Genomic DNA, 24,673 nt, shown 5'->3' on the forward strand with positions numbered 1-24,673 from the left:
CTCTGAGCCAGGATCAAACTCTTCACTTAAAATTACATGTCCGAAGACAAATTACTTTAGCTGCAGAAGTTCAACCACTGACAACTTATCGCTTGCAAAGCAATTAATATGTTGCTTTTTGATTAAACGTCTGCAAGATGGACAATCATCCTTCCTGCAGGCGTCCGCACAAATTACCTGCGCACACTGTCAAAGAACATGGGGAGTGGCCTCAGCGCCGTTCCCGTCAGCTTCGTCGTTTCCGTCGAAGCGAGCCGCCCATTATAGCGGGCTTTTTCTTGCCGTCAACACCTTACATCCACACCTGGTTGACGCTGCTTTGTTTACCACCCGAAGCCTTTCAGCGTACCGAGCCGGCCATACTAGCAGGCTTTGCATCTCTGTCAACCCAGCGAAGAGACTGTTGACGCTGCTGCACTTCAGTCCGCTAACACTGCTCTCCGTGCACCTAACCTTCATGCGTTTCGTCAATATCTTGTGATATTTCCGATTTGTACCGTTCGTTAATTCCAATGCCGTGACAAGCACCGACCTCACGAGCGAGGGCGCGAATTCTATCGAGACTGCGCAAAAGTGCAAGCACTTTTTGTCAATGACATGACATCAGGCGTCACTTCGGCTAATTGCGGCGCACCGGTGGGCTAAAACGTTAGGGCCACACCTCAGACAAGCGCTGCAGTATCGGATGCGGATGGCCGGCACGAAAATGCTTGGGTCAGATAGAGCGATCAGGATGCACGCAGCCTGCTCCGCAATCTGTCCCTGCCTGCGATTGCCGCAGGCTTCGTCAACGTGCTGGCAGGGTTTGCCAACTCTGTGCTGTCGTGTTCAAGGCGGCGCGGCATCCAGGCGCCGATCAGGCACTGATTGCGTCGTGGATGTGGACGCGGCACCCTGCCTAGGTGTACTGCGACGTTGCACTTGGCACGGCGCCAGATGACGTCGCAGCCGTCGGCGACTGATGCTCTGGCTTGATGGCACTACCACGCGACCACTGCGGTTGTGCGTGCAGCCCACACCTACCGGACAACGGCCCGCCCACTGTGGGCAGCCATACTTATTCAGGATCGCGTAACTGCAGCAACCAGTGGGCAGTAACACCGCTGGGAGTGGGGAGCGGTTCGAGGTGGAACTGGCGATAGGCCGGCGCGCCGTCCTGCGCGCGCAGCGGCAAGGTGACGTAGGCGGCACGGCCGAGACGCAGCGCGTCTTTGAGCAATTCCACCTTGGAGGCAGCGGCGTCGTCGGCCAGCAAAGTGAGGATGTCGCAGCCGATCAGGTCGGCGACTTCGACTTGGCTGAGTTCGGCAAACGCCAGATTGACGAACATCAGCCGGTGCGCGGCGGCGGTTGCGCCGCGTTCGATAATGGCCACGCCGTCGCGCAACCGCGACAGCGAGGCTTCAAGCAGGGTGAAATCCTGTTGGAAGCGCTTGCGCTCCATCAACTCGATCAACACGCGCAGGCTGCGCGCCGATTCCAGATGCAGTGGCGACCAGCGGCGCGCGCGGCCGCGCACGGTCTGCTGCCAAAGATCGAAACTCTTGCGCGGCGACAAGCGTGAGTTGGGGATGTCCTGCAGTTTGGCCAACTGTGGGTTGCCGGCCCATTTGACCTGCTGCACCTGCTCGCGGCGGGTCCACAGCAAGGCGCTGCGCGATTGCGGCATCAGCGGTACGAAGACGAAGCCAGCGGCCAGTGGCGCGAGATCGGCCAGCTCCGGGAACATCTCACCGATCGCGTCCACATGCAGGGCGCCGACGGCGTCCTCGCGCAGGGCGTCATGGTGCGCGGATTCAAGATGGTCGCGGATGCGCCGCAGCGCAGCGACATCGGGGGTGCTGCCATGGCGGCTGATTTCTTCGCCATGAAAGACCGCAACACCGTCGGCATCGACCACATCCATCAGGTCCGGTGCCATGTCGGCGAGCATGTCCACGGTCAGGTGCTCGGCGTCGTTGAAATCGGTGATCAACTTTTCGCGGATGGTGAGCAGCACCGATTCCATCCGCGCGCGCGCGACTGCCTGCAGCGCGCCGATGCGACCGGCCAGCGAGCGGGTGACCGCATCGGTGGCTTCGCGCATGGCGTGGCTGGTGAACTGCGGGCTGTAGTGGTGGCAGGAAATCAGCCCCCACAGCGCGTCGTTGACGACGATCGAAGACACCAGTGTGGCGCTGACGCCCATGTTGGCCAGGTATTCCAGATGCACCGGCGAGACGCTGCGCAGACTGACGTCGCTCAGGTCCACCGGGGTGCCCAGGCGCGGATGCAAGATGGGTTCGATCGGCGACGGCCGATAACTGACATCGGCGATCTGGCGGACGCGATTGCGCAGGTACAGCGCGCGCGCCTGCGCCGGAATGTCACTGGCCGGGTAATGCAGGCCGAGATAGGCCTCCAGCTCGGGTTGACGGGCTTCGGCGATGACGTCGCCGTTCCATTCTTCGTCGAAGCGGTAAATCATCACCCGATCGAAGCCAATCATGCTGCGCAGGCCCTTGGCCGCGCGAACTGCAGCTTCTTCGATGCCGGAATCGCGCTCGATGCAGCGCAACAGGGGCAGAGCTTCGCGCAGGGTCACGTCCCTCAAGCGCGCGTCGCGTGGTTCGATTTCGACCAGCCATTGCTCCGGATACAGATGCCAGGCGGCGACCCAAGGGTGATCGGTGGGAGCGCTGCGCTGCGGAAAGCGCACGTCGGCATGCAGCAGGTGCTGAGCTTGTTCGGCGACTGCGAACGGCTGCGCGTCCGGCAGTTCCAGCACCTGCGCGTAGGGCATGCCCAGCAGCGTGTCCATCGGCACGCCGAGCAGCTCGGCGGCGGAGCCGCTGGCCTGCACGATGCGGCCATCGGCCGGTTCGATCACCAGCAGCACGCCATACGGCTGGATCAGGCCGGGGATGTGGATCGGCTCACGCGCGCAAACATTCATATCCAGGGGTTCGGTAGGCTGATTCACAAGTGCGGCTCCGCTGCGAGGCAGGTATGGAAGTGGGCAAACATGGCCTGCGCCCCGTCGATGGCGGCAGCGCGCGCGGAAGGAGTGTCTAGGCGTTGGTCAAGCACCGCCTGGAAGCGACGCCAGCCGGCCGGATCCTCGTCGGCCAGCTCGAAATAGCGCAATGCATCGGCCAGAGCGGGGTGGTGCTTGCGCACGCTACGTGCGATGACACGTCCACCCAGTTGCGAGCCTTCGATGACATAGAGCATGCCCCAGCGTGCAGCGTCGTTATCGGCTACGGGCGCGGCGACCGGGGGGTCTGGCTGCTGACCGAGCATGCGCAGATCTTCGCGCAAGGTCGGCACGCGGTGGCGATACTGCCAGCCGCTGCCGACCAAGGTGCTGAGCCAGTCGCTCAGTTGATGTTCGAGACCGGCCAGCAATGCGTGATGCCGACGCAGGATCTGCGCGTAGGCAGTGCGATCGACCCGCCCCTGCCCCAGCGCCTGCATCAGCGGGACCGCTTCGACCAAGCGATGGGTGTCCTGGGTGGCGTGGCGCAGCGCGAGCGCAGCCGATGACGGCACAGCCAAGGCGTCAGAAAACATAAGGGCTCAAGGCGGTGCCGCGGCACGAAGGGCATCAGCCTAGCAGCGCCTGCGCAAATCAGATAAGGCGGGCGCGAGCGTAAATATGAATAGTTTGGAATCATCCCAGCGCCGCGGGCGCACTTACGCCGGCCCGCCCTGCCCGTTTCCAGGCAATGATCCAACCTGTGGCGAACGACACCCCGGCCAGCAGCCAAGGCGCGCCGGGCAGAGGCAGCGGAGCGCTGCGGCCGATGAACCAGGCGAACGCGTTGGCGAACAGCAACGGACCGGCGATGCCAGCCAGGCTGACCAGGCTGGTCAACGCGCCCTGCATGCGATCTTGCGCATAGGCGACGACCTCGCGGGTGGAGCGAACAGTGCGGCGATCGCCCAGCCAGCGCACCAACCAGCCGACCAGCACCGCATTGACGATGATGCTGCATACGCCGGCGCCGGCCAGCACCCAGCTCACCTCGCGCGGGCCCTAGTCGTGATGCTGGGATAGACGTGGTGCGCCAGGTTGGCCAGAAACACCACCGAGGCCAGGTCGAACACCTGCGGATAACAGCACAGCAATTTGAGTGCGCCTGGCGGGTTGGCATGCGACCAGTCCAGCAGCGACGTGCCACGTTGGGCGGAAAGCGACTCGAGCAGCACGAACCAGCCCTACAGCACATTCAACAGCGCCAGCCCCACGGCAAACCAGAACGGCCAATGCAACCCGATGCTGCCCAGCCAACCGCCGATCAACAGGCCGGCGACAAAGCCAATGCCGAATGCGGCACCGAGCATGGCGAACGCACCGGCCCGTTTGTCGGCGGGGGTGACATCGGCGATGCAGGCATTCGCGGCGGCCATGATGGTGCGCGATCAAAAAATCTTTGACGCGACCCTTCACCGGGCTTGATGCCAAACATAGTTGCTCATCCGCCCTGAGAGACGCCTTTGCCCCCGTGTAGGGGCTGTAGGGGCCAATGTCCCGGTAGGAGGAGAAAGTCTGGGTGCACAAGCCAGAGGCGATTCTTGTGGCTATTCGACACTGATGGTCTGAGTCAGCGTGTGGCTAGCGCCGGGGGCCAGTTCGATCACGTCCGGGCCGGCGTTGGCTGCTTCCAGGCAGACATAGTCGCGCCAGCCCTCGCCGACGTCGGCCATTTTGGCGGCCGCGTCCTCGCCCGGGTTCCAGGCAACCAGCGCGCGGCTGCCTTTGGTGGCGATGACGATGCGGCGGCCGAGTACCGGGTCGGTCAGGGTGTAGCGGCCACCAGCGTTGATATAGATGCGGTCGCTACGGCCTGGATCGCGTGGGTCGCGCAAGGTCCAGTCGCCTTGCTGATGGTGCACGTTGGCGTAGTTTTCGTATTTGTCGATGTAGTCCAGACCATCCAGGCCCTGCACGCTGACCTTGAGCGCGTCGCCGACGCGGAAATAGTTGTGCAGTGCCTGGGTGAAACGCACCGGGGCCTGGCTGACGTTCTCGGTGATCAGGCGTTGTTCGAGGGTGCGGCCGATGCGCACGGCCATGCGCAGGCTTAGCGCCAGGTCATCGAAGGTGGGCGGAGTCAGCGTGAGCACCATGGTGCCGTCGTCTTCGCGGTGGCTGGCGGTCAACTGCCACGACACGGTGCGCACGAAACCGTGTGCGGGTACGTCGCCGGTCTGGTCCTGGCGACCGAAGTACGGCCAGCACACCGGTGTCCCGCCGCGGATCGGAGTGGGCGGCTGCCGGGCGCTGGGCGAGAGCCACATCACGTCCTGCCCGCCCTTGGGCACGAACGACAGCAACTGGGCGCCGAACAGGCTGATGGCCGCAGTGGAGAACGCGGTGTCGATCAACAGCGAGGGGAAACCGTGGAAATCGCCTGTACGCAGGCCGGTCAGGTCGGACATGGGGGGTGCCTTCTGGACGATGGGGGATTGAGCAAATGCGGGATAGGCGGCCGGCAGCTTGAACGCGGTCGCACGGATGGCGGCGGCACCGGTAACCGGCCGCACGGCACGTAAGGCGCTGAGGATGCGTTGGCCGGGGCGGCCATCGGCCGGTTGCAGACCCAGCCGGGTCTGCTCGACCTGAATGGCACACCGGGTGGCGGTGCCGACCATGCCGTCGGCCTCGCCGATCAGATGACCGCGGGCGAGCAGCAACTGCTGCAGTTCGCGTCGCTCTGAGCGGCCCAGACCGGGGTCGTCGGTCGGCCAGGCTCCGATCAGGCCGGCGCCACCGCGCAGGCGGTCGGCAAGCAAAGCGATCGACAGCGCGTAGCTTTCGGCTGCGTTGTAGGCGTAGATCGCGTCGTAGTTGCGCAATACCAGAAACGCCGGGCCGGTTGCGCCGGCCGGCAGCAGCAAGGCGGCCGGGGTCTCGGCAGGCAGACCGCTCGGCGCCAGCGCTTTGCCATCGGTGCCGAGCAGGCCGGCGTTTTGCCATGCCTGTAACGGTTGGCGCCGGGTGCGACCGGCCTTGCTGGCATCGAAACCGGCGGGCAGATGCACTTCCATGCCCCAGGCGCGCGCGCGCTCCCAGCCAGCCTTGACCAGATAGTTGGCGGTGGAGGCCAGCGCGTCGGGAATGCTGGCGACCAGATCGCGGCGGCCGTCGCCGTCGCCGTCCACCGCGATGCGGGCGTAGGTCGAGGGCATGAACTGGGTCTGCCCGAACGCGCCGGCCCAGGAGCCGGTCAAGCCGCCCGGGTACAGGTCGCCTTGTTGCAGCAAGCTGAGCAAGGCGAGGAATTCGCTGCGAAAGAAGAGTTGGCGGCGGCCTTCGCACGACAGCGTGGCCAGCGACACCAGCAGCGGGCGCTTGCCGGTGACGCGACCGTAGTCGCTCTCTACGCCCCACACCGCCACGATGGTAGCCGGGTCGACGCCGGTCTGCTCGGACAGTCGGGTGAGCAGGTCACGATGGGTAACCAGCATTGCTTGGCCATCGGTCACGCGCTGGCTGTCGACCAGACTGGCGAGGTAGTCCCAGATCGGGGTGGTGAACTCGGGCTGCGCATCCAGCAGCGGCAATACGCTGGGATCGGGCGCCAGATCGGCGGTAAAACGCTGGAAGCTGGCGGCCTCCACACCCTTGGTGGCAGCCTGGATCTGCAGGCCAGCCAGGCAGCGGTCGAAGGCCGGATCGGCGCAGGCGACCAGCGGCGGCATTCCAATCAGGAAAGGCAATACGCGCCGAGGCAGCGTCATAGGGCGGTGGCCGGCGTGGAGGGAGGTCATGCGGCGCAGCGCTCCTGTCGCGGCAAGTCGAGCCGGGAGCATAGCCAATCTGGCCGGTTGGAGGCGTGCAGGTGAGGGTGACGCTGCGACGCCGTGGGCCGCTGCACGTGATCGGGCGTCGAACGCGTAGCTTGGCGGAAATGCCGAGGGCGGGCTCATCTGATTGGAGCGTTTGAGACCAAGCGGCGAACTCGTGCGGGTGGCCCGACCGATGCGCAGCGAATGGACATGATCGAGCGCTTCCAAAAGTACATGACGAATGGCCAGCAGGCTGGCATCAATGATCGTGCGCGAAGGTGTGCAGCACCGATTCGGCCTGCCTGCTGGCGGCACAGGCCATCGGACAGGCGCGCTTAGCTGCCGTCGCCGCTGATGCCCGTGAGCAGCGACAACGTGGGTGTCGAGGGGCTGGCGTCGGCGACGCGGCGGATGCGTGCGGGGCGCGGGGCGTCGTGGCGCGGGCCGAACCAGATCATTGCGCTGGCCAGGCAGGCCGGCAGCACGATCGCAAAAACGGCCACCGCCAGGAGCACCCATTGCCAGAGATTGAAGGTTGCCATGATCCGTGTCCGCCCCTGCGGCGAAGTTCGCAAGCGCGACAAGCTTCCGGGATCGGCTGCGAACGTGGCGTCGACAAACCGCATGCAGCGCTGTCGTTGGGCGGGCTGTACGGCTTCACGGGCTGCGCTCTGGCGGTCGGGATCGGCCGGGTCTGACTGGATCACGCGCCAGCCACGCCCGCCGGTCGGCCGGCACCATGGCGTGACGCCATCCTGTTTCGAGCCCGAACGATGCTCAGCGCGCGTCGAGGTAGTACCAGTGCCCATCTTCGCGCACGAAGCGGCTGTGTTCGGTCATGCGTACCGCGCTGCCACCGCCGATGCGATAGCGGGCCAGGAACACGACTTCGGCGGTGTCGGCGCCAGTGACGATGGCGCGCTGCACGGTCAGACCGAGCCAGGTGGTGCGGCCGCCCTCGTCCAGCGACAGTTCGGGCGGGCGCGTGGATGGATGCCAGCTTGCGAGCAGGTAGCCCACATCGCGGCGCACGTAGGCGCTGTAGCGCGCGCGCATCAGGGTTTGGGCATCGGGCGCAGCGGCACCGGCGTGGTACTTGCCGCAGCACTGGGCGTAATCGCCGGTGAGATCGCAGGGACAGGGTTCGGTGGGTGCAGGGTTCGGCATGAGGCGATTGTGCCTGAGGGGATTGGGGATTGACGAGGCAGCAAGCAAGCGTCGACGGGTTACTCGGTCGGAGCAGACAGGCGCATTTTCAATGCCAGGCAAGCTTGGCACTTCTCCATCCGCCGCTGCTCTACGCACGCGCTATGTCGGTGCGGCCGCTATGCTGTCGCCCCGTCGTGCGGAGCGTGGCCTTGCTGGAATTGATTCCCACCCAATTGCCGTGGCTGCTGTGCATCGCGTTTGTCGCCGGGCTGGTGGATGCGGCGGTCGGCGGCGGTGGCTTGATCCAGCTGCCGGGGTTGTTTGCCACCTTGCCGCAGCAGGCGCCGTCGCTGATTCTGGGCACCAACAAGTTCAGCGCGATGTTCGGCACCGGCGCCTCGGCATGGCGGTATGCAGGCAATGTGCGCTTTCCGTGGCGGCCGGTACTGTACGCGACCGTGGCGGCATTTACGTTTTCGTTTCTAGGCGCGACCGCGGTCAGCCTGATGCCCAGGCAGGCGGTGCGGCCACTGATCCTGGCGCTGTTGATCGCGATGCTGATCTACACGCTGATCAAGAAGGATTTCGGTGCGCTGCATCGCCCGCGCGCGATCGGTCGACGCGAACTGGCTACTGCGCTGGCGATGGGCGCGGCGATCGGGTTCTACGACGGGTTCTTCGGTCCGGGCACCGGCAGCTTTCTGATCTTTTTGTTCATCCGCTTTTTGGGGCTGGATTTTCTGCGTGCTTCGGCCGCGGCCAAGGTGGTGAATTTAGCCACCAACGTCGCGGCGCTGTCGTTCTTCCTGCCCAGCGGCCAGGTGATGTTGGCGATAGGCATTCCGATGGCGGTGGCCAACGTGGCCGGCGCAGTCGCGGGGACGCGGATGGCACTGCGCGGCGGCACACCGCTGATCCGCACGTTGTTCCTGGTGCTGGTGGTCGTGCTGATCGGCAAGATGGGATGGGATCTGCTGCGCTGAGCGCGTGCACACACGCGTGTGCTCGATGGGTAAGCCAATCATGCAATGCAATTTATTTAGCCGCGCTAGACATCTCATGCTCAATATCGATCGCGCACCTGCACGACGACCGCTCAATCGGCCAAGGCGGCCTGGATGCACGGCCAGGCGTAGTCCCAGGCGATACGCTCCTGCTCCAGGCGAGGAGAAGGCCCGAACCGGCCGCTGCGCAGCCCTGCGTACAGGCGCTGCTCCTCGTCGTTGAGCGCATCCAGGCGCTGCGCCCGATGCTGTTTGCATTCGTGCCCCCACAGGGAACGCGGGGTAGCCTTCAGAGTGGCCTGATCCATCAACACAGCGACGGTCGGTGGCGCATACGTGCGCAGGCGATGCAGGATCGCCAGGCCGTGGGTGTCGATGTCGCCCCAGTAATACAGCGGCAACACGCGTAGCCAGTCGATGCTGCGCACTACTCGATGGCGTAGCCGCGCGCCGGCGGGCGCCGCGCGGCGATCTGCGCGATCGGTGCGGTGATGTCTTCCAACCCACCCACGTGTTGACGCAGCGCCGGATCGAGCAAGCGCAGGCGCACGCGATCCGGCGCTGCGCGCAGCCCAGAAAGGCTGGCCAAGCTGCGCGGCCCGGCGATGCCGCGCAGGCCTCGCCAAGCGCGGCAGCGGCTTGGGCCGCATCGTCCAGCACCCAAACTTGCGGTGGACGTTGCGGCCCCAGTTGCGGCCAGGCCACCTCGCGATAGTCCACACGGCCCGGCAGTTCATTGCGGTTCCAGCTCTGCAGCCAGTGGCCGAAGGCGTCGAACCTTGCGATGGCCTGGGCCTGGGTCGGCACCCGCAGCGAGATGGGTTGCGGCGTGCCCTCGCCGATCGGCCACTGCCCGCGTGCGCGCTGCCATTGCCCGCGCAAGGCGTGCAGCGCGGCGGCAGGCAGCAGCATGGGCGAGGCTGCGGCCATCAGGGTGCGTTTGCGGCGGCGCGCTTGCGACGCGCGTGCGCACTACGCGTGAGGGCATCCGCTGCCGGCACGCATGCACTACGCACCAGGCCCAGCGCTGCAAAGGCGCACTGCACGCGGCCTGCACCGGTCATGGGGTGGCCGGTGCGAGGCCGTCGTCGGCAGACGGCTCGACCGCCGCCGCCGCAGGGACAGGGGCAGGCACTGCGCTGCGCGAGCGCTCGCGCAGCTTGAGCCGGCGTGCCTGTTCGTCGTATTCGATCACAGGCCGTTGAAGGTGCCCCAGTTGTGGACCTGCAGGCGGCGCATGCGGAACTGCTGCAGGCGCGGGTCGGGCAGATCGTCGGCAAACAGGCTGGCAGGCGTGGAAGAAGAATTCATTGCGACAGTTTAGGCCGTGTCATGCATCTGAGAAGCAGCGCGGTGTTCGTCGGCAAACCTCGATCGACGTTGCCTAGCGCGGGCTTAGAGCGGCTAAAAAATGTAGCGAGCAGTCGCCAGGTGGGTGCGGGCGGCGCGGAGGAACCGCGGCGATAGGAGTGGTACATGCCGATTCCGAGCACCGGCCGCGCCCGCCTGGCGGTGAGCGCAGTCGTTTCGTCAGCCACTCTTAGCCGCTGCAAGCGCCGACACCGTGCCCGATAGCCGGCACTTGCAGATGTGCGTCATCGCACGGCGATGCTAGGACTGGCCCACCTCGACGACGCTACCGGGCTGCTCGCGCAATTGGCGATAAACCTGCGCCAGCGCGGACACGGCCTCTGCGGAGAACAGCAGCTTGAGCGTCGGCGAGACCTCATAGCGATTGTCGTCGCCGCGCAGGCGGGTAAGCACGTGGTTATCCTTCATTTTCTGGATGGCGTTGCCGACCCGGCGCATGAAGCCGGCGCGGTCGGTGGACAGGTTTTTCTCGTACACCGCCAGTGCTTCGCTCAGCGCTGCGTCCTCGACCACCGCACGCACGCCGCGCGCATCGGCTTCGGTCAGTTGCTGGCGCAGATGCAGCAACAGCACTGAGTCGATGAAGGTCAGCGGCGAAGAACGCAACAGCACCGGCGCTTCCAACTCGCCGGTCTCGGCCTGACGGGTGAACGCGACGCCGGCTTGGCGGTCCAGCACCAACTCAAGGAACAGGTCGGCCAGACTGCTGCGCACGGCCGCTTCATGTCGCAGCAACGCCGGCCACAACGTGCTGTGGCGCTGCACGTCCACGCTGGGCCCGCTGAGCAGCTGGCACAAACGCGTCGGGCATCTGGCGCAAGCCGGCCGCTGTCGCCAGGGAACAGACCGGTGCCGGTGTCCGCACCGCTGCCTGCAAGATCATCAGCATGGTCGGCCTGTGCCTGATCGTCTGCCGCGGCGTTGTCAGCCTGCCAATTCATTGCGTTTCTCCTGGCTAAACCACACTAACGGGATACGCGCGCGCCGCCATTGACCATCGCTGCCGCGCCATTGCGCGGTCTCGCTTTGGTGTGCGTCGACCTGACCATGCCGCGTGCCCAGCGACAAATAGCCGATCACGCTGCCCAGGCCCTGCTCGGCATACCGCTGCGCCAGCACCTGGGCGATCGACAGCTGCGCGTGATCGCCCAACAGCGCGTACAGGTTGCGGCGCAAACTGCGGAAATCGATCTCCGACTGCGCGACCAGATCGCCCACGCTGTCCAGCGAAATGGTGGCCGCATCGTTGCGCTGGATGCTGCCATCGACCTGCGCCTGACGCGGATCGTGCAGGCGCCATTGCGACAACGAGCGCAGCCGGCTGGTGGTCAGGCTGAGATCGCACCCGATCAGGTGCTGCGCGCGCAGGTGATCGCGCAGGCCAAGCGCTTCGGCCTGGGCCTGCTTGAGCAACCGATTGAGCCGGCGCTGTTCCAGATAACCGCGGCTCTGCACGAAGCCGCGCAGGCTGCGCGCGAAATGCTGCATCACATCGTGCACCTGTCCGCCGCGTTCGAGCATGGTGCCGGTAAGCCCGCGCAGGAAACTGCGCTCGCGGCGATCGAGCTTGCGCGCGAAGGCGCGCCCCAGCACCGTCTCCAGCGCCGCATCCAGCTGCGCACTTTGTTCGACATCGTTGAGCAAGGCCCAGAAGGCCTGAAAACTACGCCCGGCCTCGCTGTCGCCGATCACGTCAACACCCTCGAACAGCTTGGTCAGCACATCGCCGCGTTCGCCCTCGTCGTCGATGATGCGCTCGCGAAACTGCCGATTGAGCTGCTCGAAATCATCGCGCACGCGGCGGAAGTCCTCGGTCAGCTCGTCGGCCAGCGCAATCACTTGGCGCGCGCGCTCCAGTGCCCGCTTGCCGTCCAACGAAGCGGCCTTGCCGGAGGACACGCGTGCGATTTCCGCATCGATGCGATCGCGTTCGTCGCGCAGCGCCGACAACCGGGCATGAGGGTTGGTCTCGGTCAGCGCGGCCAGTTGCGACAACTGTTGCATCACCAACGCCAGGCGGCTTTCGGTGGCGGCGCCACGGGCGTGCTCCAGACCATCGGCAAAGCGAATCGCCTGTATGGCCTGGTTGGACAGTTCGTATTGCTCTTGCTGTGCGCCCTCGGGCAGACGCCGTTCCAGCCAGCCTTGGGTCAACCAATGCGCGATATAGGCCTGTGCGGTACGTGGCAGTTCGCGCGAAAGCTGATCGACTTCAGTTCGTCGAGCATGCGTTGCAGGCGCTCGTGCAGCACTGATGCCGCCAAGCACCGCTCGCTATCGAGCAATAGCGTCTGCAGCAGACCGATCACTTCCGGCGCCTGGTCGGCCGCGAGCAGTTTCCACAGTGGCTGCTCACGCAGCGTGCGATAGCGGGCGATGCGTGCGCGCTGTTTCATGCCGGTGCGCGGCCGTCCGGCTCATTGATCAGCCGCTGCATCACACAGGCACATCCAACGCTTCGAAGCGCGCTTGGCGCAAGTCAGACATCCTCGACATGGCTGCATACCGTGGCGGCGCGCATTGGGCGATACGCCGTGGTGGTTGTGCCATGCCGGGCTTGCCGGTCAGGCCGTAAGAAGTGCCTTGATCCATCGAGTGCATCTGCATGCGGTTTCTTGCAACCGACGTTCTTAGAGCGGTTTTCGACGCAATCCATCCGCCGCTCAAACGCCCTGATTGCCTCAACGCTTGCCCGCCACTTCGATGAACTGCAGGAATTCGGCACGGGTGCGGGCGTCTTCGCGGAAGCTGCCCAACATCTTGGAGGTCACCATGCTGACGCCGCGCTTGTGGATGCCGCGGGTGGTCATGCACTCGTGCGCGCCCACCACCACCACGCCCACGCCGCGCGGTTGCAACACTTCCTGGATGCACTGGGCAATCTGCGCGGTCATCTTTTCCTGCACCTGGAAGCGGCGCGCATAGCTTTCCACCACGCGGGCCAGTTTGCTGATGCCGACCACTTTGCCGCGCGGCAGATAGCCCACGTGCACCTTGCCGATGATCGGCGCCATGTGGTGCTCGCAGTGGCTTTCGTAGGAGATGTCGCGCAGCACGATCAGTTCGTCGTAGGAGGCCACTTCTTCGAAGGTGCGTTCCAGATAGGCGCGCGGTTCCTCGCGATAACCGCTGAACCAGTCGCCATAGGCTTCGGCCACCCGACGCGGGGTGTCCAGCAGACCCTCGCGGGCCGGATCTTCGCCAGCCCAGCGCAGCAGGGTGCGCACGGCATCTTCGGCTTGGGCCTGGGTAACAGAGGAATCGGGCTGGTCGTGGCTCATGCTTAGGTGCACCCAAAAGAGGACAAACATGGTACCCGAGGACAAGCCGGCCGCCCCAGTGGCGGTTGCGCCAGCTTGCGCAGGTTCAGTGACTAAGAGCGGCTGACAAACCTACTGCGCTCACCGCCAGGTGGGCACGGCCACTGACTCCCTCTCCAATGGAGAAGGAACAGCGAATGAAGCCCGCGATTGTTTCGATACCCTCACCGCTTGCGCTGATGCATCGCCGCTTCATCATCAAGCCAATTGCTGCCCTTGTTGGTCAGGAAGAACAGGTAGACCACCAACGACACCGCAATCACCGCCGTCGCATAGATCACGAACGCATTCACGTGACTGGTCTTCAACGCGGCCTGATACAGCAGCGGCGCAGTACCGCCGAACGCCGAATTCGCCAGCGCATACCCCAAACCAACGCCCAGTGCGCGCACGTGGGTGGGGAACAATTCCGCCTTCACCACCGCATTGATCGATGTGTAGCCAGTCAGGATTACAAAGCCCACGGTGAGGATCGCAAAGGCGGTCAGCCAATCGGTTTGCTTGGGCAGCTCCATCACCAGGAACCAGGTGTAGAGCACGCCGCCCACGCCGAAGAACACCAGCAAGGTCTTGCGGCCCAGGATGTCCGAGAACCAGCCACCGATCGGCTGCATCAGCATCAACACGGTCAGCGCAACCAGGTTGATGATGGTGCCTGCCATCACGTCGCCACCGGCGAATGCGGTCTGGATCATCTTCGGGCCCGTCACCGAATAGGTATAGAACGCGATCGTGCCGCCAGCGGTGATCAGGAAGCACAACAGCAGCGGACGCCACTGATTGACGAACAACTCGCGCATCGAACCGGACGCCTTGGCCTTGCCGGTACGCGAGTCGGCGATGGATTGCAAGCTCAGCGATTCGTCCATGGTCCGGCGCAGCCAGAACACCACCAGCGCACCGATGCCACCCAGCCCGAACGCCACGCGCCAGCCCCATTCGGAAATCTGCGGCACCTCGAAGAAATGCAGCATCACCAGCAACGTGGCCTGCGCCAACACATGCCCACCAACCAGCGTGACGTAATGAAATGACGACAAAAACCCGCGTCGGCCCGGAATCGCCGCTTCGGACATGTACGTCGCACTGGTGCCGTATTCGCCCCCAGTCGCAAAGCCCTGCAGCAGGCGCGCCAGCAACAGGATGATCGGCGCAGCGATACCGATCGTCGACCCGGTCGGCGTGATCGCGACGACGAACGAACACAGCGCCATCATCGACACCGAAACCGTCAATGCCAGACGACGGCCGTAACGGTCGGCGACGCGGCCGAAGTACCACGCACCGATCGGCCGCATCAAAAAGGTCATCGCAAAGATCGCCCACACAAACATCGTGGCGTTCTTGTCTTCCTTGGAGAAAAACTGCGATTCGAAGTAGACCGCAAACACCGAGTAGACGTAGACGTCGTACCACTCGATCAGATTGCCGGCCGACCCCTTGAGCGTGTTGGACACCGAGCGGCGAAGGCTACCGGGAGCTGCGCCAGAACCGGCGGCGATCGGAAACGATGGGGGTGCGCTCATGCAATCAGAAACTCACGGGTGGACATGGCCGAAGTATAGGTGCGCGCTTGTATGACGCATGTAAGCATTTCGGAGCATAGAGCTGTGTTGTAAGCGGGCTTGGCGCAGTTTCTTCAGCCCGCTTTTGGCTAACAGCGGCTAACGAAACATAGCGAGCAGTCGTCAGGTGGGTGCGGACGGCGCGTAGGAACCGGAGTGTACGGGTGGTACATGCCGATTCCGAGCACTGGCGGTGAGCGCAGTCGTTTTGTTAGCCGCTCTTAGGTGCAGCAAGCCAGGAGCTGTACATGCCGGCCGATCGAGATCGAGGCAGCACACAGGTCGCTTGTCGCAGCCAGCATGGCGCTGGCGCTGGTGATGCGCTTGACCGGCGTTTCGGCTTTTTTGCCTGACCCACCGCCGATCACCGTGCAATTCGAAGGTAGAGATTCCGACCTTTCACGGTGCCAGGGAATTGGATTGGGATCCGTCATTTCGAGCTCATTCTTCACGGGTTTTCCATGCCAGTGCACGGTGGGGTCGCTCCACGTTATAGAAGCGTCGCCACCCTTCAATGTCACCTTGATCGCTGCGTACGCGTCGCTGGGCTGCGAGATCGACATCAACATCTTTACAACGCACGGCGCATGCACCGCAACGGTATGCTGTTTTTCCTGGCAGATAATGGCGTGTGGCTCACCGCGCACCTTCCGGCAGCGTTGTTCCTGCCGCAGGCATCCACTTGACGAACGCTGACGACGGCTTGACGGCTCAGCCTATTGCCCGTGCCGCAGCCCACCGGTCATTCGCTCTTGATCTTACTGCCCAGCCATTTCAAGAAACTCTTGGGCGCTGGCTTCTCAAGGCTCTTTGCTTGCCGTAAGCGTCTCTTGTTGTTTACCTCAACCTCCACTGCCTCTTCGTATCGCGCCCTCGTGTTCTCAAGAAAACGATCTGATGTTGGCGGTGTGGGCCCTTGCGCGAACTCGAAATGCTCCAGATTCGGCGACGCCCGCCTTGACGCGTCCTCAAAATAATCCCGAACTTGCGGAGCTGATGTTGGTAAGCCCTGAGACGACTCCGAATCTGGCGCAGCAGACTTTGACGCCTCTCGAAAACGAGACACGAGCGCTACTAACGACTCAGGCATTTCCCGCGGCCTGCGAAGCCTACGGATATCGTTATCCTGATATTTTCGAAGCAAGTGATCCTCCATATGTTCCATGAGTTTTACTTTTTCTAAAAATTTTTCCTTTTCGGAGCTAGTAGCGATGCTTGGATTTTCAGTTCCTTGACTGAGCGCGTTACTGGCGTCAGGATTTTCAACACCATCCATGAGCGTGAGTTTATCAAATATTCCGATGCCGAGCAGATCGTTTTTTTCGGAAAATAAATTGAAAATATGCCGCTTATGCGATTCATCGATATTCTGCCATAAAAGGTTTTTTGGGTTGGCGTCATGCGCCCAGGGTATCGAGAGCTCATCACCTGGCTTCCCGATGTCGCCTTGTTCTGCTTTGCCGCTTTCTTCCTCAATGGTCGCAAGTCGTTTGGGCGCAATTGTATTTTCTTTCGTCTCGTCGAGCTCTTCGATTTCGCTGCGTGTGCCGCTGCCACCGACGTCTTCGACATGCATATGAACATGTGAAGCAGGCTTGTCTATGGCATCAGTGAAAGCAGCGAGTGGCGCATCAGCTTCGTGCATCTCTTTTGTTTCTTTGAACAGCTCTTCCAGCGTTTTGCGTTTTCTTGTTACCTGCGCGCCGCTTACCGAGCTTTGGCCACGCGTTGCCAGCCTAGCCGGCGTTTCAGCAGGCATTTCACTCGCCAGGTAGAATGAATGGGCGGCGGCCCTCCTGTAAGAAGCCGATCCGGCATCGGAATTGCGCTGCTCTGACCTTCCATCCCCAACGTTGGGAATGGCTTTATTCGACATCCTGCCATCAGACTTGATACTGATTTTCCGTGGCGGGTTTGCCACAGAATTGAAGCATAAGCTATTCAATAAAAATTTCTCTGGCTTGAAGCTGGGTTTCTGGGATGTTTTCCGGTTAGGAGGCCTGCGCGCAAGCGGGCTCTCAGGGTCCGGGCCCCGATTGATCGACGGCCGGTGCGCATCCACAGTCGTGTCGCTCGGGCCTTGGGCAACAGGTTTGGGCTGCTGTTTATGAAAGTTTGATATGAATGGCAACTTCAAGGTAGTACCTCATCCGGATCGGCGACCAGAGCACTTACAATGCCTGGCGGATTGACAAAAGTTATGAGCAGTTCCTCGTGACGGAAGTCTTAACCGAGTCCAGTGCTCTCTGGTCTGCGCGCAAACCGCGTCATGGCATCTGCGAATAACTCGCGGCAGACACTGCTGCGTTTGCGCGTCATCCTAAAAAGCGGTAATGCGCATAACACCGGGTTGGCCATTTGCGCTTTGCCTCGATGGCCTCGCTCGCCGCTCGAAAGCCCATGATTTACTGGATCAGGCGCTGCCTGATGCGAGCGACAAGATGCTTGCCACCATGCCAGTGTCCGGCCGGCCGTGAACCGCAGCTCCGGGCCGGGGTTTCTGGATAATTTTTGGTGTAGGTATTTCATGGCGCTAATTATTGTTATTGCGACGAATTTATTGTTGCCTCCAACGTCTCACGGACTGCACCGTCAATTCGCGGCAGAAGGCGAAACGCTAGAGCCTTGTGCGAACAACTCAGCCGACGCGCGGCGCGAGTTACTTCAAACTTTGGGATTTGTTTAGTTTTATTGTGGGGTTGTTTTTTAGGCGTATGCAGTTGTGTAGAACGTATTGATCTGTGCAGCCGGGCAACTACCCGGACTTTCTCGCTACGCATCGCACTGCGGCGGCGACCTTCGACCAGCGGCTACGCCAAGTCAGCAGATAGGAGTGGCTAACAAAACGGCTGCGCTCACCGCCAGATGGGCACGGCCGGTGCTCGGAATCGGCATGTACCACCCCTATTCACTGCGGTTCCTCCGCGCCGCCCGCACCCATCTGGCGACTGCTCGCTACATTTTTTAGCCGCTCTAAAGCGCTCCCGAAAAATTAATGGCGACCACTGCCCGTATTCAGGCGCGCAAGCCGGGATCGTACTGAACCTGCGCCGGCCTGACGGCCTGAGCCGTCGGGAAAGTCTGCAACCGCGGCAGCGACGCGCCGGAGACGCTGCTTGCCGATTTTCACTGACATGCGTTGGTGAAGGAATTGGCATGTCCGGCGCACGCACAAGGAAAGCCGCCTGACGCCGCCACACTCCCGCACCCGCCGCACTTACCGGCAGGTAGCCACGAATGCATGCGCCAAGCGAACCGGTAGACTCACCGGCACAGATCCGCCACCGCAGTGCCATGTCCGCCATCAAGCAAGAAGCTCACGCGCTGATCGACAGGCTGCCCGAAACGGCCAGCTGGCAGGATGTGGTGCGCGTGGCGGACACCGCCAGGTTTGAGGCCGCCGTACTGGACGGCATTGCCGCAGCGGATCAGGGCGCCTTTGCCGCTGCGGCACAGGTGACGGCACTGTTCGCTAGATGGGGCGTTGATGTTGCGGCGTGACTGGACCGTCCCGGCCGCCACGCAGCTTGCACATGCCCAGGATCACTACCACGCGCTCAACCCGACCGCCGCCGCCGCGATGGCGCGGCAGATACTGGAAGCCACCCGCACCCTAGCCGAGCAACCCGGTCGCGGTCGCGCCGGCCGGGTCGCCGGCACCCGCGAATGGGTGGTCAAGCAAACGCCCTACGTGCTGGTCTACCGCGTGCGCGACGACGCGCTGCAACTACTGCACGTCCAGCTCGACGCCCAGAGCTGGCTGCCGCCCACCGAACCGACGATCGAACGCTTCGAGCCCTGGATCGCCTCCCTGATCAGCGCGCTGCTGCATGTGCTGATGCTGCTGATCCTGCTGTCGGCCTCCACGCCCACAATGACCCCGCCGCAGGGCTCGGCCAGCGGTGGCCGCACCAAGGTGGATTTCGTCGGCGACACCGGCCGGCCCGAGCCATCCACGCCCTCGCCGATGCCGACCCCGCCGTCGCAAAAGCGCGCCCCGGAGCAGCCGCCGCCGGCCGCCTCGCCGGTGCAGTCCACCCTGGTCAAGACCGCCAAGAACCCGACCCCGCCCGCAGGCAACACCCGGCGCGGTGGACTGGTCGAGCAACGCCAGACGCAACCCGTGCAGCGCCCCACCCCGCCGCAACCGCCGGCAGAACCGTCATCGCCGCCGCAGCGCCGCGCCGAAACCTGGACCGGCCGCCCACCGGGCATGCTCGAAGAAGAAGCCGACGCCACCGAAGACGGCCTATCCAACGCGCCCACCATCAGCGAAGGCCGCCGCCGCGACCGCAACAACGCCCAACCCAGCATGGATGTGGGCGGCTACCAGGTGTATTACGAAGTGCGCAGCGAAACCCAGCTACGCAACTGGCGCGACCAGGGCATGAAAGAAGTGGCCATCGTCCTGCCCGGCACCCAATACCGCATGGTCTGCCTACTGGAAGTCGCTCTCAAACGCGGCTCCAGCAAATGCCGCCTGCTGCCGCCGGACTCCCCGGAACTTAAAAACATCGGCGATGCCCGCGAGGTCATCAACATGATGGAGGTCTACAAGCAGGGCGAACCGGTATGGCGTGGGCCTGGGCCGTATCGGTGAGTGTGGAACTAGGTGATACGCTCAGGGTTCCGTAGACACTCAGGACCCTCGTCGCGCGTAGCCCCGTTCGAACTCTACAGGGGACAGGTCGCCAGTTGAACCATGGCGGCGTTTTGGGTTGTAGAACATCTCGATATAGTCGAATGTGTCGGCGTGTGCGGCGTCTTTGGTGGAATAGACTCGCCGCCTGATCCGCTCGCGTTTGAGCAGACCGAAGAAGCCCTCCACCGGTGCATTGTCGTGGCAGTTGCCTCGCCGACTCATGCTGCATACCAAGCCATGGGATGCCAGGAAACTCTGCCAGTCATCGCTGGTGTAGACCGATCCTTGGTCCGAGTGAACCAGACAGCAGGATGCGGGTTTGCGCCGCCAGACCGCCGACAACAGGGCCTGCACGACCAACTCGGTATCGGCCCCATCGCGCATCGCCCAGCCGACGACCTGCCTGGAAAACTACACGCGGCCTTCAGACGCCGAACCTCGGCGCTCTGATCCAACTCGACGCGCTGCACCACGCCAGGCTTACCGAACCTGCGCAGCCAGGCGTACAAGCTGTGCGTGGTGACCCCCAGCCGCTCGGCGACCTTGAACCCGCGGTCGGTCACTTGACGGACCGCCTCGATCTTCAACTCATCCGTATACCGCTTGCTACGCATGGACACCTCCGAATCAGCCATTTTCTATGGCCTTGAGATGTCTAGGAAACTCTGCGCGTATCAACATGCCGATTCCGAGCACCGGCCGCGCCCGCTTGGTGGCGGCGCATTAGTTTGTTAGCAACTCTCAATCGTATGAGAACGATGACACGCGGCTTCAACGCAACAACGCAACCGCCCCCAACGCATCCACTACTAGCCCGAACACAATCTGCCGCAACAAGCGCGCCTCACCAGGATCTACCGCATGTGTGGCGCCTTGCTCATAGGTCTGCAGCACCGCGTGTGATTCCCGCCTGATCGCGATCGCCAGTTCATCCAGATGCCGCAATGCCAGCTTTCGCGGCACCCCAATGGAGTCGCCGAATGCGGCGACATCATCGCGACCGATGGCGGCGTAACGGCGAGTATTGCCCATTGGGAAAACCAATTCGTCCAAGCCCCAATCGGGAGCCTTGTAGACGCTGGTGCTGAGCAAATCGTAGTGCGGGGCGAGTTCCCAACCGTTGGCGCTGCGCAGGAAGCTCAGGTTCTTGAGGTGGGCGTCGCTGTTGCCGATGAAGAAGTTGAACAATTGCCAGCGCAGCAGCGCGATGCGGGTGGCCGCGGGCATGCGGCTGATGCGTTCGAGCGCACGCAAGGTGTCGCTGCTGGCCTGTTGGTATTTGTACAGGCGATCCAGCGAGAGCAATTGGCAGCCGTCCAGCGCGTAGCGGCGCTGAGCCTGGAGCCCATCGCCAAGGCGGTCGAAGCGGCGGACCAGATACACCGGTTCCGGCACGCGGCGCATGGCCACCTGAGGCACGGGCAGTCCGCAGGCAGCGGCCAGCCGCATGCAGAACCATTCGTTGACGGCGCTATGCGGGTAGTCGTCCACATGTTCGTGGTCCGGCTTGAGGATGTGGGTGGACGCGGCCGTGCCCACCGGCTCCCACAGCTGCGCGTCATCCAGCAGCACCGCCAGCTTGTGCTGGGCGCCTGCCAGCGACATGCGCTTGGGTGCGCCATGGGTCAGCGGCTGCCGAGGCAAGGCGCCAATACGCTCGGAGAGATCCGCATCGGTCAACGGCTGCAGCGCAGGCGGCGGCAGTTGCTGACCTGGTCGCAGTAAGGTCAACGCGCCTGCCGATTCCGGGCCGAAGCGCTGCAACAGGCCGAAGGCATCCGCCGCGTCGATGCCAGCATCGCTAGCGATCAGCCGACGCCCGCCTTCTTCGGGCAGCAGATTGTCGAAGAACCACTGCACCGGGCGGTGACTGCCACCATCGACGATCTCCCCCGCGCTGCGCGGTAATGCGGGAGAGAGATCGAAGCCGTCCATGCGCCACGCCGGGTCATACGCGAGCACCCACAGGTTGTCCTGCTCGCGCAGCTCGCCGACGCGGCAGTCTTCCAGCCACAGCTCCAGGCTGCGTGGCGTGTCGGCATTGCTCATTTGGGCTGCTCGGCCACTGGGGCCGCCAGCTCCAGCGGCAGGTCCAGCTGGACCTGGATGCCCAATTGCCGCAACACCTCGAACACCCGACCCAATTGCACGGTGTCTTTGCCGCGCTCGACATTGCCAAGCACCACATGGCTGGTGCCGGCCAGCGCAGCCAGGTCGTCCTGCCGTAGGCCTTGTGCTTTACGCACAGCGCGGACATACGCACCGATGTCGGATGCTTGGCTTATCGGGACTCGCATAAAATGACCCAATCTAAAGCAGGCTTTAGGTTATCGCGGCAATTCGGCGACAGCAAGTCTAATCTAAAGCAGACGTTAGATCGGTTGCCCGTTACGCCCGCACCGTGCTGAAACTAATGTTTGCTTTAGTTTTTAACCCTTACCTACTGCCACTATGGAGGCGCGCAAAGCAGCGCACGTCCTTACCCATTGAATGGCCGCAAGACACAAGATGCGTTGACCTGCCCCACTTCACGTTGTCGCTTGCGCTGCTCACGACGCCAGCCGGATCGGTGTCGCGTCCGATGGATGGTCGTCATCCCCATAGGCAGATCGGTTACGTTGACCAGATACCGTAACTGAGGCATGCGCTCAGCCGGGAACTGGCTACAGTCTGCGCAGGGCGTGTGCGCCCACTCCATCCACCTGCACTTCAAAGGATCTGCATGTTCCTGCATCGTTTTGCCCCGCGCGTGGGCCTGACCATTGGCCTGCTGTGCGTTTGCTGCGCGCATGCCGCCGAACCGGCACCGCCTCATCGTCTGCTACGCGTCACGCTGGACGGGGCGAGCGATCAGCCCACGTCCGGTCGCCTGCTGGTCTTCGCCACCTTGGCCAAGGACGCTCAGGCCGCGGCCAAAGGCGGCAAGGTCGAGGAGGTGAACGCGAACCCGTTCCGCCCGACAGCGGTGGCCGTGGCGGCGCAGGAAGTGACCGCATTCAAGCCAGGCGACAGTGTCCAGATCGACCTGGACAACATCGCCTTCCCCAGTGCGTTTTCGGCGCTGCCCGCCGGCGACTATCTGCTGCAGGCGGTGCTGGATCCGGACCACAGCTACGGCTATGACGACCGCGATGACAGCGATCTGGTGAGCGCCGTCACCCCGGTGAGGCTGGGCAAGGGCACATCGCTGCCCACGCTGACACTCACCAAGCAGGTACCGGACTCGGACGACCCGTGGGAGGTGTCGCCGCGAGCGCCGCAGGCATTGCGCGATGCTATCCCCGACGCCAAGCTGCACAGTGCCGATGCCTCGATGGTCAGCCCATCGCTGAGCGCCTTCTGGGGCCGGCCGACTTCCCTCCGCGCACGCGTGCTGACCCCGCCGGGCTACGACTCCAAGGCAGCCACGCGCTATCCCACCGTGTATGTCACGCATGCGTTCAGCGGCAACTACAACCGGTTTGCCGGCAGCATCGCGGCGACCTGGAGCGCGATGGCGGCCAAGCAGATGCCGCCGATGATCTGGGTCTTCCTGGACCAGGCCACGCCCACCGGCACCCATGAGTTCGCCGACTCGGTCAACAACGGCCCCTGGGGCACCGCGCTGACCGAAGAGCTGATCCCCGCGCTGGAGCGGCAATACAAGATGGACGGCAACGCCAAGGGCCGGTTCTTGACCGGGCATTCGTCCGGCGGCTGGGCGACGCTGTGGCTGCAAACGCGCTATCCCAAGCTCTTTGGTGGTACCTGGTCCACCTCGCCCGATCCGAGCGACTTCCACGACTTCACCGGGCCGGATCTGTATGCGCCCAATGCCAACGTGTATCGGCGCGCCGACGGCAGCCAGTTCCCGCTGATCCGCGACAAGGGCAAGGTGGTTGTCGATCTGGAAACCTTCGCCAAACTCGAGCGCGTAATAGGCCCTTACGGCGGCCAGATGACCTCGTTCGACTGGGTGTTCTCACCGCGCGGCGCCGATGGCCGCCCGGTGCCGATGTTCGACCGCGACACCGGCAAGGTCGATCCGGCCGTGGTGGCCTACTGGCGCACCCACTACGACATTTCTGCGCGTGTGGCCGCGCAGTGGCCCACGCTCAAGCCGGATCTGGACGGCAAGATCCACCTCATCGTCGGCACCGCCGACACGTTCTACCTGGATGGGGCGGCGCGCAGGTTCCAAGCCGTGCTGGACGGACTCGGCGCCAGGAGCGACTTCCGCTACCTGGAAGGACGCACCCACTTCGACCTGTATAAGGAGGGCGACGACAACCGCGCCCTGATGAAGAAGATCGCCTGGGAGATGTACGCAGTGGCGCGACCGAAGCGGTAAGCGCGCCCACGCACGGCCGGCACTGTCGATCGACGGGCCGACCGTGCGCACGTCAAAGCGCGACGGTCGACAGTGTCGATGTTTTAGTAGGCCGAACGCTTCGGAAACTCCCACTCCAGCTGCTGCCTGAGCACCAGCAGCAACACCTGCAGGCCGCCGCCACGGACCAGGGCGGCGGGCGTCTGCCCGTCCAGTGCGTTCATGGGTTTGCGGAACCAGCCGATCAGCGCCTCGTTGTTGCCACCGTTCAGCGCCCAGGCGTGGCAGACGATCTCGCCCAGACTTTCGATGCCGGCGCTGCCCAGCAGCTTGAGGTGCTCCGGCGTGAACGCGAACAACGACAGCACCAACTCGGCATCGGCGGCCTTGCCGTGTTCGGTCTCCATCTGCTCGCTATGCGCGGTGCTGTAGATCGATGCCTGCGCACGGAAATCTTCGGCGCGCCGCATGCCGGTGAGCAGTGAGGCAATGAGTTCGGCGCGTTCCATGGGCAGTCCAACAATGTGATAGCGCGCACG

The 24,673-nt window shown here is 63.5% G+C and carries 17 protein-coding genes, 1 rRNA gene, 3 other RNA genes and 8 pseudogenes (1 of these 29 running past the window's edge); 6 read left to right on the top strand and 23 right to left on the bottom strand.

Going from position 1 to position 24,673, the window contains the following annotated elements; all coding sequences use genetic code 11:
- Nucleotides 1-29, bottom strand: a 16S ribosomal RNA gene (locus tag J5I97_RS19065); it reaches 1,518 nt to the left of the window's first position.
- Between the two features lie 715 nt (nucleotides 30-744).
- Here J5I97_RS19065 and J5I97_RS19070 point away from each other — a divergent pair.
- Nucleotides 745-884, top strand: a pseudogene (locus tag J5I97_RS19070) (benzoate/H(+) symporter BenE family transporter); the annotation flags it as partial.
- Between the two features lie 173 nt (nucleotides 885-1,057).
- Here J5I97_RS19070 and bphP read toward each other — a convergent pair.
- From bphP to J5I97_RS19100, 7 genes and pseudogenes are all read right to left on the bottom strand, one after another.
- Nucleotides 1,058-2,962, bottom strand: a complete 1,905-nt coding sequence (gene bphP, locus J5I97_RS19075) for a bacteriophytochrome BphP (RefSeq protein ID WP_208588185.1) — start codon at nucleotides 2,960-2,962, stop codon at nucleotides 1,058-1,060.
- Nucleotides 2,959-3,552 (bottom strand): biliverdin-producing heme oxygenase, encoded by a 594-nt coding sequence (locus J5I97_RS19080; protein ID WP_208588186.1) that lies wholly within the window; start codon nucleotides 3,550-3,552, stop codon nucleotides 2,959-2,961. The genes bphP and J5I97_RS19080 overlap by 4 nt, the downstream gene beginning before the upstream one ends.
- A 100-nt stretch (nucleotides 3,553-3,652) precedes the next feature.
- Nucleotides 3,653-3,904: pseudogene (locus J5I97_RS20720) on the bottom strand (tetracycline resistance MFS efflux pump); the annotation flags it as partial.
- A gap of 9 nt (nucleotides 3,905-3,913) precedes the next feature.
- Nucleotides 3,914-4,389 (bottom strand): annotated as a pseudogene (locus J5I97_RS20725) (MFS transporter); the annotation flags it as partial.
- A 174-nt stretch (nucleotides 4,390-4,563) separates the two neighbouring features.
- Nucleotides 4,564-6,726, bottom strand: a complete 2,163-nt coding sequence (locus J5I97_RS19090; RefSeq protein WP_208591833.1) for a lytic murein transglycosylase — start codon at nucleotides 6,724-6,726, stop codon at nucleotides 4,564-4,566.
- 383 nt (nucleotides 6,727-7,109) lie between these two features.
- Nucleotides 7,110-7,316, bottom strand: a complete 207-nt coding sequence (locus J5I97_RS19095) for a hypothetical protein (protein ID WP_208588187.1) — start codon at nucleotides 7,314-7,316, stop codon at nucleotides 7,110-7,112.
- Between the two features lie 235 nt (nucleotides 7,317-7,551).
- A complete protein-coding gene (locus tag J5I97_RS19100) occupies nucleotides 7,552-7,941 on the bottom strand; it encodes a YchJ family protein (RefSeq protein WP_208588189.1) in 390 nt (129 codons plus the stop codon).
- A gap of 185 nt (nucleotides 7,942-8,126) precedes the next feature.
- Here J5I97_RS19100 and J5I97_RS19105 point away from each other — a divergent pair, with 185 nt between their 5' ends.
- The gene (locus tag J5I97_RS19105) at nucleotides 8,127-8,906 is read left to right on the top strand and encodes a sulfite exporter TauE/SafE family protein (protein ID WP_208591835.1); all 780 of its coding nucleotides are present in this window, start codon (nucleotides 8,127-8,129) and stop codon (nucleotides 8,904-8,906) included.
- Between the two features lie 113 nt (nucleotides 8,907-9,019).
- Here J5I97_RS19105 and J5I97_RS19110 read toward each other — a convergent pair.
- The 10 genes and pseudogenes from J5I97_RS19110 to J5I97_RS19155 all read right to left on the bottom strand — a co-directional run bounded on the left by J5I97_RS19110 (nucleotide 9,020) and on the right by J5I97_RS19155 (nucleotide 17,059).
- Nucleotides 9,020-9,857, bottom strand: a pseudogene (locus tag J5I97_RS19110) (Wadjet anti-phage system protein JetD domain-containing protein).
- A gap of 130 nt (nucleotides 9,858-9,987) precedes the next feature.
- On the bottom strand, nucleotides 9,988-10,122 hold the full coding sequence (locus J5I97_RS20320; protein WP_279631218.1) for a hypothetical protein: 135 nt from the start codon (nucleotides 10,120-10,122) through the stop codon (nucleotides 9,988-9,990).
- A gap of 207 nt (nucleotides 10,123-10,329) precedes the next feature.
- Nucleotides 10,330-10,405, bottom strand: a non-coding RNA gene (locus tag J5I97_RS19115) — sX9 sRNA.
- 133 nt (nucleotides 10,406-10,538) lie between these two features.
- A pseudogene (locus tag J5I97_RS19120) lies at nucleotides 10,539-11,239 on the bottom strand (DUF4194 domain-containing protein).
- Nucleotides 11,223-12,694: pseudogene (locus J5I97_RS19125) on the bottom strand (DUF3375 domain-containing protein). Before J5I97_RS19125 ends, J5I97_RS19120 begins: the two co-directional pseudogenes overlap by 17 nt.
- A gap of 285 nt (nucleotides 12,695-12,979) precedes the next feature.
- Nucleotides 12,980-13,579, bottom strand: a complete 600-nt coding sequence (folE, locus tag J5I97_RS19130) for a GTP cyclohydrolase I FolE (RefSeq protein WP_371885866.1) — start codon at nucleotides 13,577-13,579, stop codon at nucleotides 12,980-12,982.
- Between the two features lie 203 nt (nucleotides 13,580-13,782).
- On the bottom strand, nucleotides 13,783-15,144 hold the full coding sequence (locus J5I97_RS19135) for an MFS transporter (RefSeq protein ID WP_208588193.1): 1,362 nt from the start codon (nucleotides 15,142-15,144) through the stop codon (nucleotides 13,783-13,785).
- Between the two features lie 136 nt (nucleotides 15,145-15,280).
- Nucleotides 15,281-15,356, bottom strand: a non-coding RNA gene (locus tag J5I97_RS19140) — sX9 sRNA.
- Nucleotides 15,357-15,404: 48 nt separating this feature from the next.
- A complete protein-coding gene (locus tag J5I97_RS19145) occupies nucleotides 15,405-15,752 on the bottom strand; it encodes a hypothetical protein (protein WP_238135587.1) in 348 nt (115 codons plus the stop codon).
- Nucleotides 15,753-15,925: 173 nt separating this feature from the next.
- The gene (locus J5I97_RS19155; RefSeq protein ID WP_238135588.1) at nucleotides 15,926-17,059 is read right to left on the bottom strand and encodes a hypothetical protein; all 1,134 of its coding nucleotides are present in this window, start codon (nucleotides 17,057-17,059) and stop codon (nucleotides 15,926-15,928) included.
- A gap of 1,017 nt (nucleotides 17,060-18,076) precedes the next feature.
- Here J5I97_RS19155 and J5I97_RS19160 point away from each other — a divergent pair.
- The 3 genes from J5I97_RS19160 to J5I97_RS19170 all read left to right on the top strand — a co-directional run bounded on the left by J5I97_RS19160 (nucleotide 18,077) and on the right by J5I97_RS19170 (nucleotide 19,783).
- A non-coding RNA gene (locus tag J5I97_RS19160) (sX9 sRNA) lies at nucleotides 18,077-18,153 on the top strand.
- A gap of 324 nt (nucleotides 18,154-18,477) precedes the next feature.
- On the top strand, nucleotides 18,478-18,684 hold the full coding sequence (locus J5I97_RS19165; protein WP_208588197.1) for a hypothetical protein: 207 nt from the start codon (nucleotides 18,478-18,480) through the stop codon (nucleotides 18,682-18,684).
- Entirely contained in the window at nucleotides 18,671-19,783 is a 1,113-nt protein-coding gene (locus J5I97_RS19170) for a type II toxin-antitoxin system RelE/ParE family toxin (protein WP_208588198.1), read from the top strand. The genes J5I97_RS19165 and J5I97_RS19170 overlap by 14 nt, the downstream gene beginning before the upstream one ends.
- A 39-nt stretch (nucleotides 19,784-19,822) precedes the next feature.
- Here the strand turns inward: J5I97_RS19170 and J5I97_RS19175 are convergent.
- From J5I97_RS19175 to J5I97_RS19185, 4 genes and pseudogenes are all read right to left on the bottom strand, one after another.
- Nucleotides 19,823-20,236: pseudogene (locus J5I97_RS19175) on the bottom strand (IS3 family transposase); the annotation flags it as partial.
- Between the two features lie 68 nt (nucleotides 20,237-20,304).
- Nucleotides 20,305-20,460, bottom strand: a pseudogene (locus J5I97_RS20730) (transposase); the annotation flags it as partial.
- Between the two features lie 136 nt (nucleotides 20,461-20,596).
- Nucleotides 20,597-21,874 (bottom strand): HipA domain-containing protein, encoded by a 1,278-nt coding sequence (locus J5I97_RS19180; RefSeq protein WP_208588199.1) that lies wholly within the window; start codon nucleotides 21,872-21,874, stop codon nucleotides 20,597-20,599.
- Nucleotides 21,871-22,071: a helix-turn-helix domain-containing protein gene (locus tag J5I97_RS19185; RefSeq protein WP_208588200.1), complete on the bottom strand. Its 201-nt coding sequence runs from the start codon at nucleotides 22,069-22,071 to the stop codon at nucleotides 21,871-21,873. The genes J5I97_RS19180 and J5I97_RS19185 overlap by 4 nt, the downstream gene beginning before the upstream one ends.
- Nucleotides 22,072-22,547: 476 nt before the next feature.
- On the opposite strand from J5I97_RS19185, the gene J5I97_RS19190 reads away from it, so the two are divergent.
- Nucleotides 22,548-24,155, top strand: coding sequence for an alpha/beta hydrolase (locus tag J5I97_RS19190; RefSeq protein ID WP_208588201.1), 1,608 nt, complete (start codon nucleotides 22,548-22,550; stop codon nucleotides 24,153-24,155).
- An 83-nt stretch (nucleotides 24,156-24,238) separates the two neighbouring features.
- Here the strand turns inward: J5I97_RS19190 and J5I97_RS19195 are convergent, their stop codons facing one another.
- Nucleotides 24,239-24,643 (bottom strand): antitoxin Xre/MbcA/ParS toxin-binding domain-containing protein, encoded by a 405-nt coding sequence (locus tag J5I97_RS19195; protein WP_208588202.1) that lies wholly within the window; start codon nucleotides 24,641-24,643, stop codon nucleotides 24,239-24,241.
- Nucleotides 24,644-24,673 lie beyond the last annotated feature (30 nt).

Source organism: Xanthomonas fragariae (assembly GCF_017603965.1).
Classification (GTDB): domain Bacteria; phylum Pseudomonadota; class Gammaproteobacteria; order Xanthomonadales; family Xanthomonadaceae; genus Xanthomonas; species Xanthomonas fragariae_A.

Bases quoted from the DNA above. Each gene is read 5' to 3' on its own strand.
- J5I97_RS19080 (WP_208588186.1), bottom strand. From the start codon at position 3,552: ATGTTTTCTGACGCCTTGGCTGTGCCGTCATCGGCTGCGCTCGCGCTG.
- J5I97_RS19090 (WP_208591833.1), bottom strand. From the start codon at position 6,726: ATGACGCTGCCTCGGCGCGTATTGCCTTTCCTGATTGGAATGCCGCCG.
- J5I97_RS19095 (WP_208588187.1), bottom strand. From the start codon at position 7,316: ATGGCAACCTTCAATCTCTGGCAATGGGTGCTCCTGGCGGTGGCCGTT.
- J5I97_RS19100 (WP_208588189.1), bottom strand. From the start codon at position 7,941: ATGCCGAACCCTGCACCCACCGAACCCTGTCCCTGCGATCTCACCGGC.
- folE (WP_371885866.1), bottom strand. From the start codon at position 13,579: ATGAGCCACGACCAGCCCGATTCCTCTGTTACCCAGGCCCAAGCCGAA.
- J5I97_RS19135 (WP_208588193.1), bottom strand. From the start codon at position 15,144: ATGAGCGCACCCCCATCGTTTCCGATCGCCGCCGGTTCTGGCGCAGCT.
- J5I97_RS19145 (WP_238135587.1), bottom strand. From the start codon at position 15,752: ATGTTGATGTCGATCTCGCAGCCCAGCGACGCGTACGCAGCGATCAAG.
- J5I97_RS19155 (WP_238135588.1), bottom strand. From the start codon at position 17,059: ATGTCGAATAAAGCCATTCCCAACGTTGGGGATGGAAGGTCAGAGCAG.
- J5I97_RS19165 (WP_208588197.1), top strand. From the start codon at position 18,478: ATGTCCGCCATCAAGCAAGAAGCTCACGCGCTGATCGACAGGCTGCCC.
- J5I97_RS19170 (WP_208588198.1), top strand. From the start codon at position 18,671: ATGTTGCGGCGTGACTGGACCGTCCCGGCCGCCACGCAGCTTGCACAT.
- J5I97_RS19180 (WP_208588199.1), bottom strand. From the start codon at position 21,874: ATGAGCAATGCCGACACGCCACGCAGCCTGGAGCTGTGGCTGGAAGAC.
- J5I97_RS19190 (WP_208588201.1), top strand. From the start codon at position 22,548: ATGTTCCTGCATCGTTTTGCCCCGCGCGTGGGCCTGACCATTGGCCTG.
- J5I97_RS19195 (WP_208588202.1), bottom strand. From the start codon at position 24,643: ATGGAACGCGCCGAACTCATTGCCTCACTGCTCACCGGCATGCGGCGC.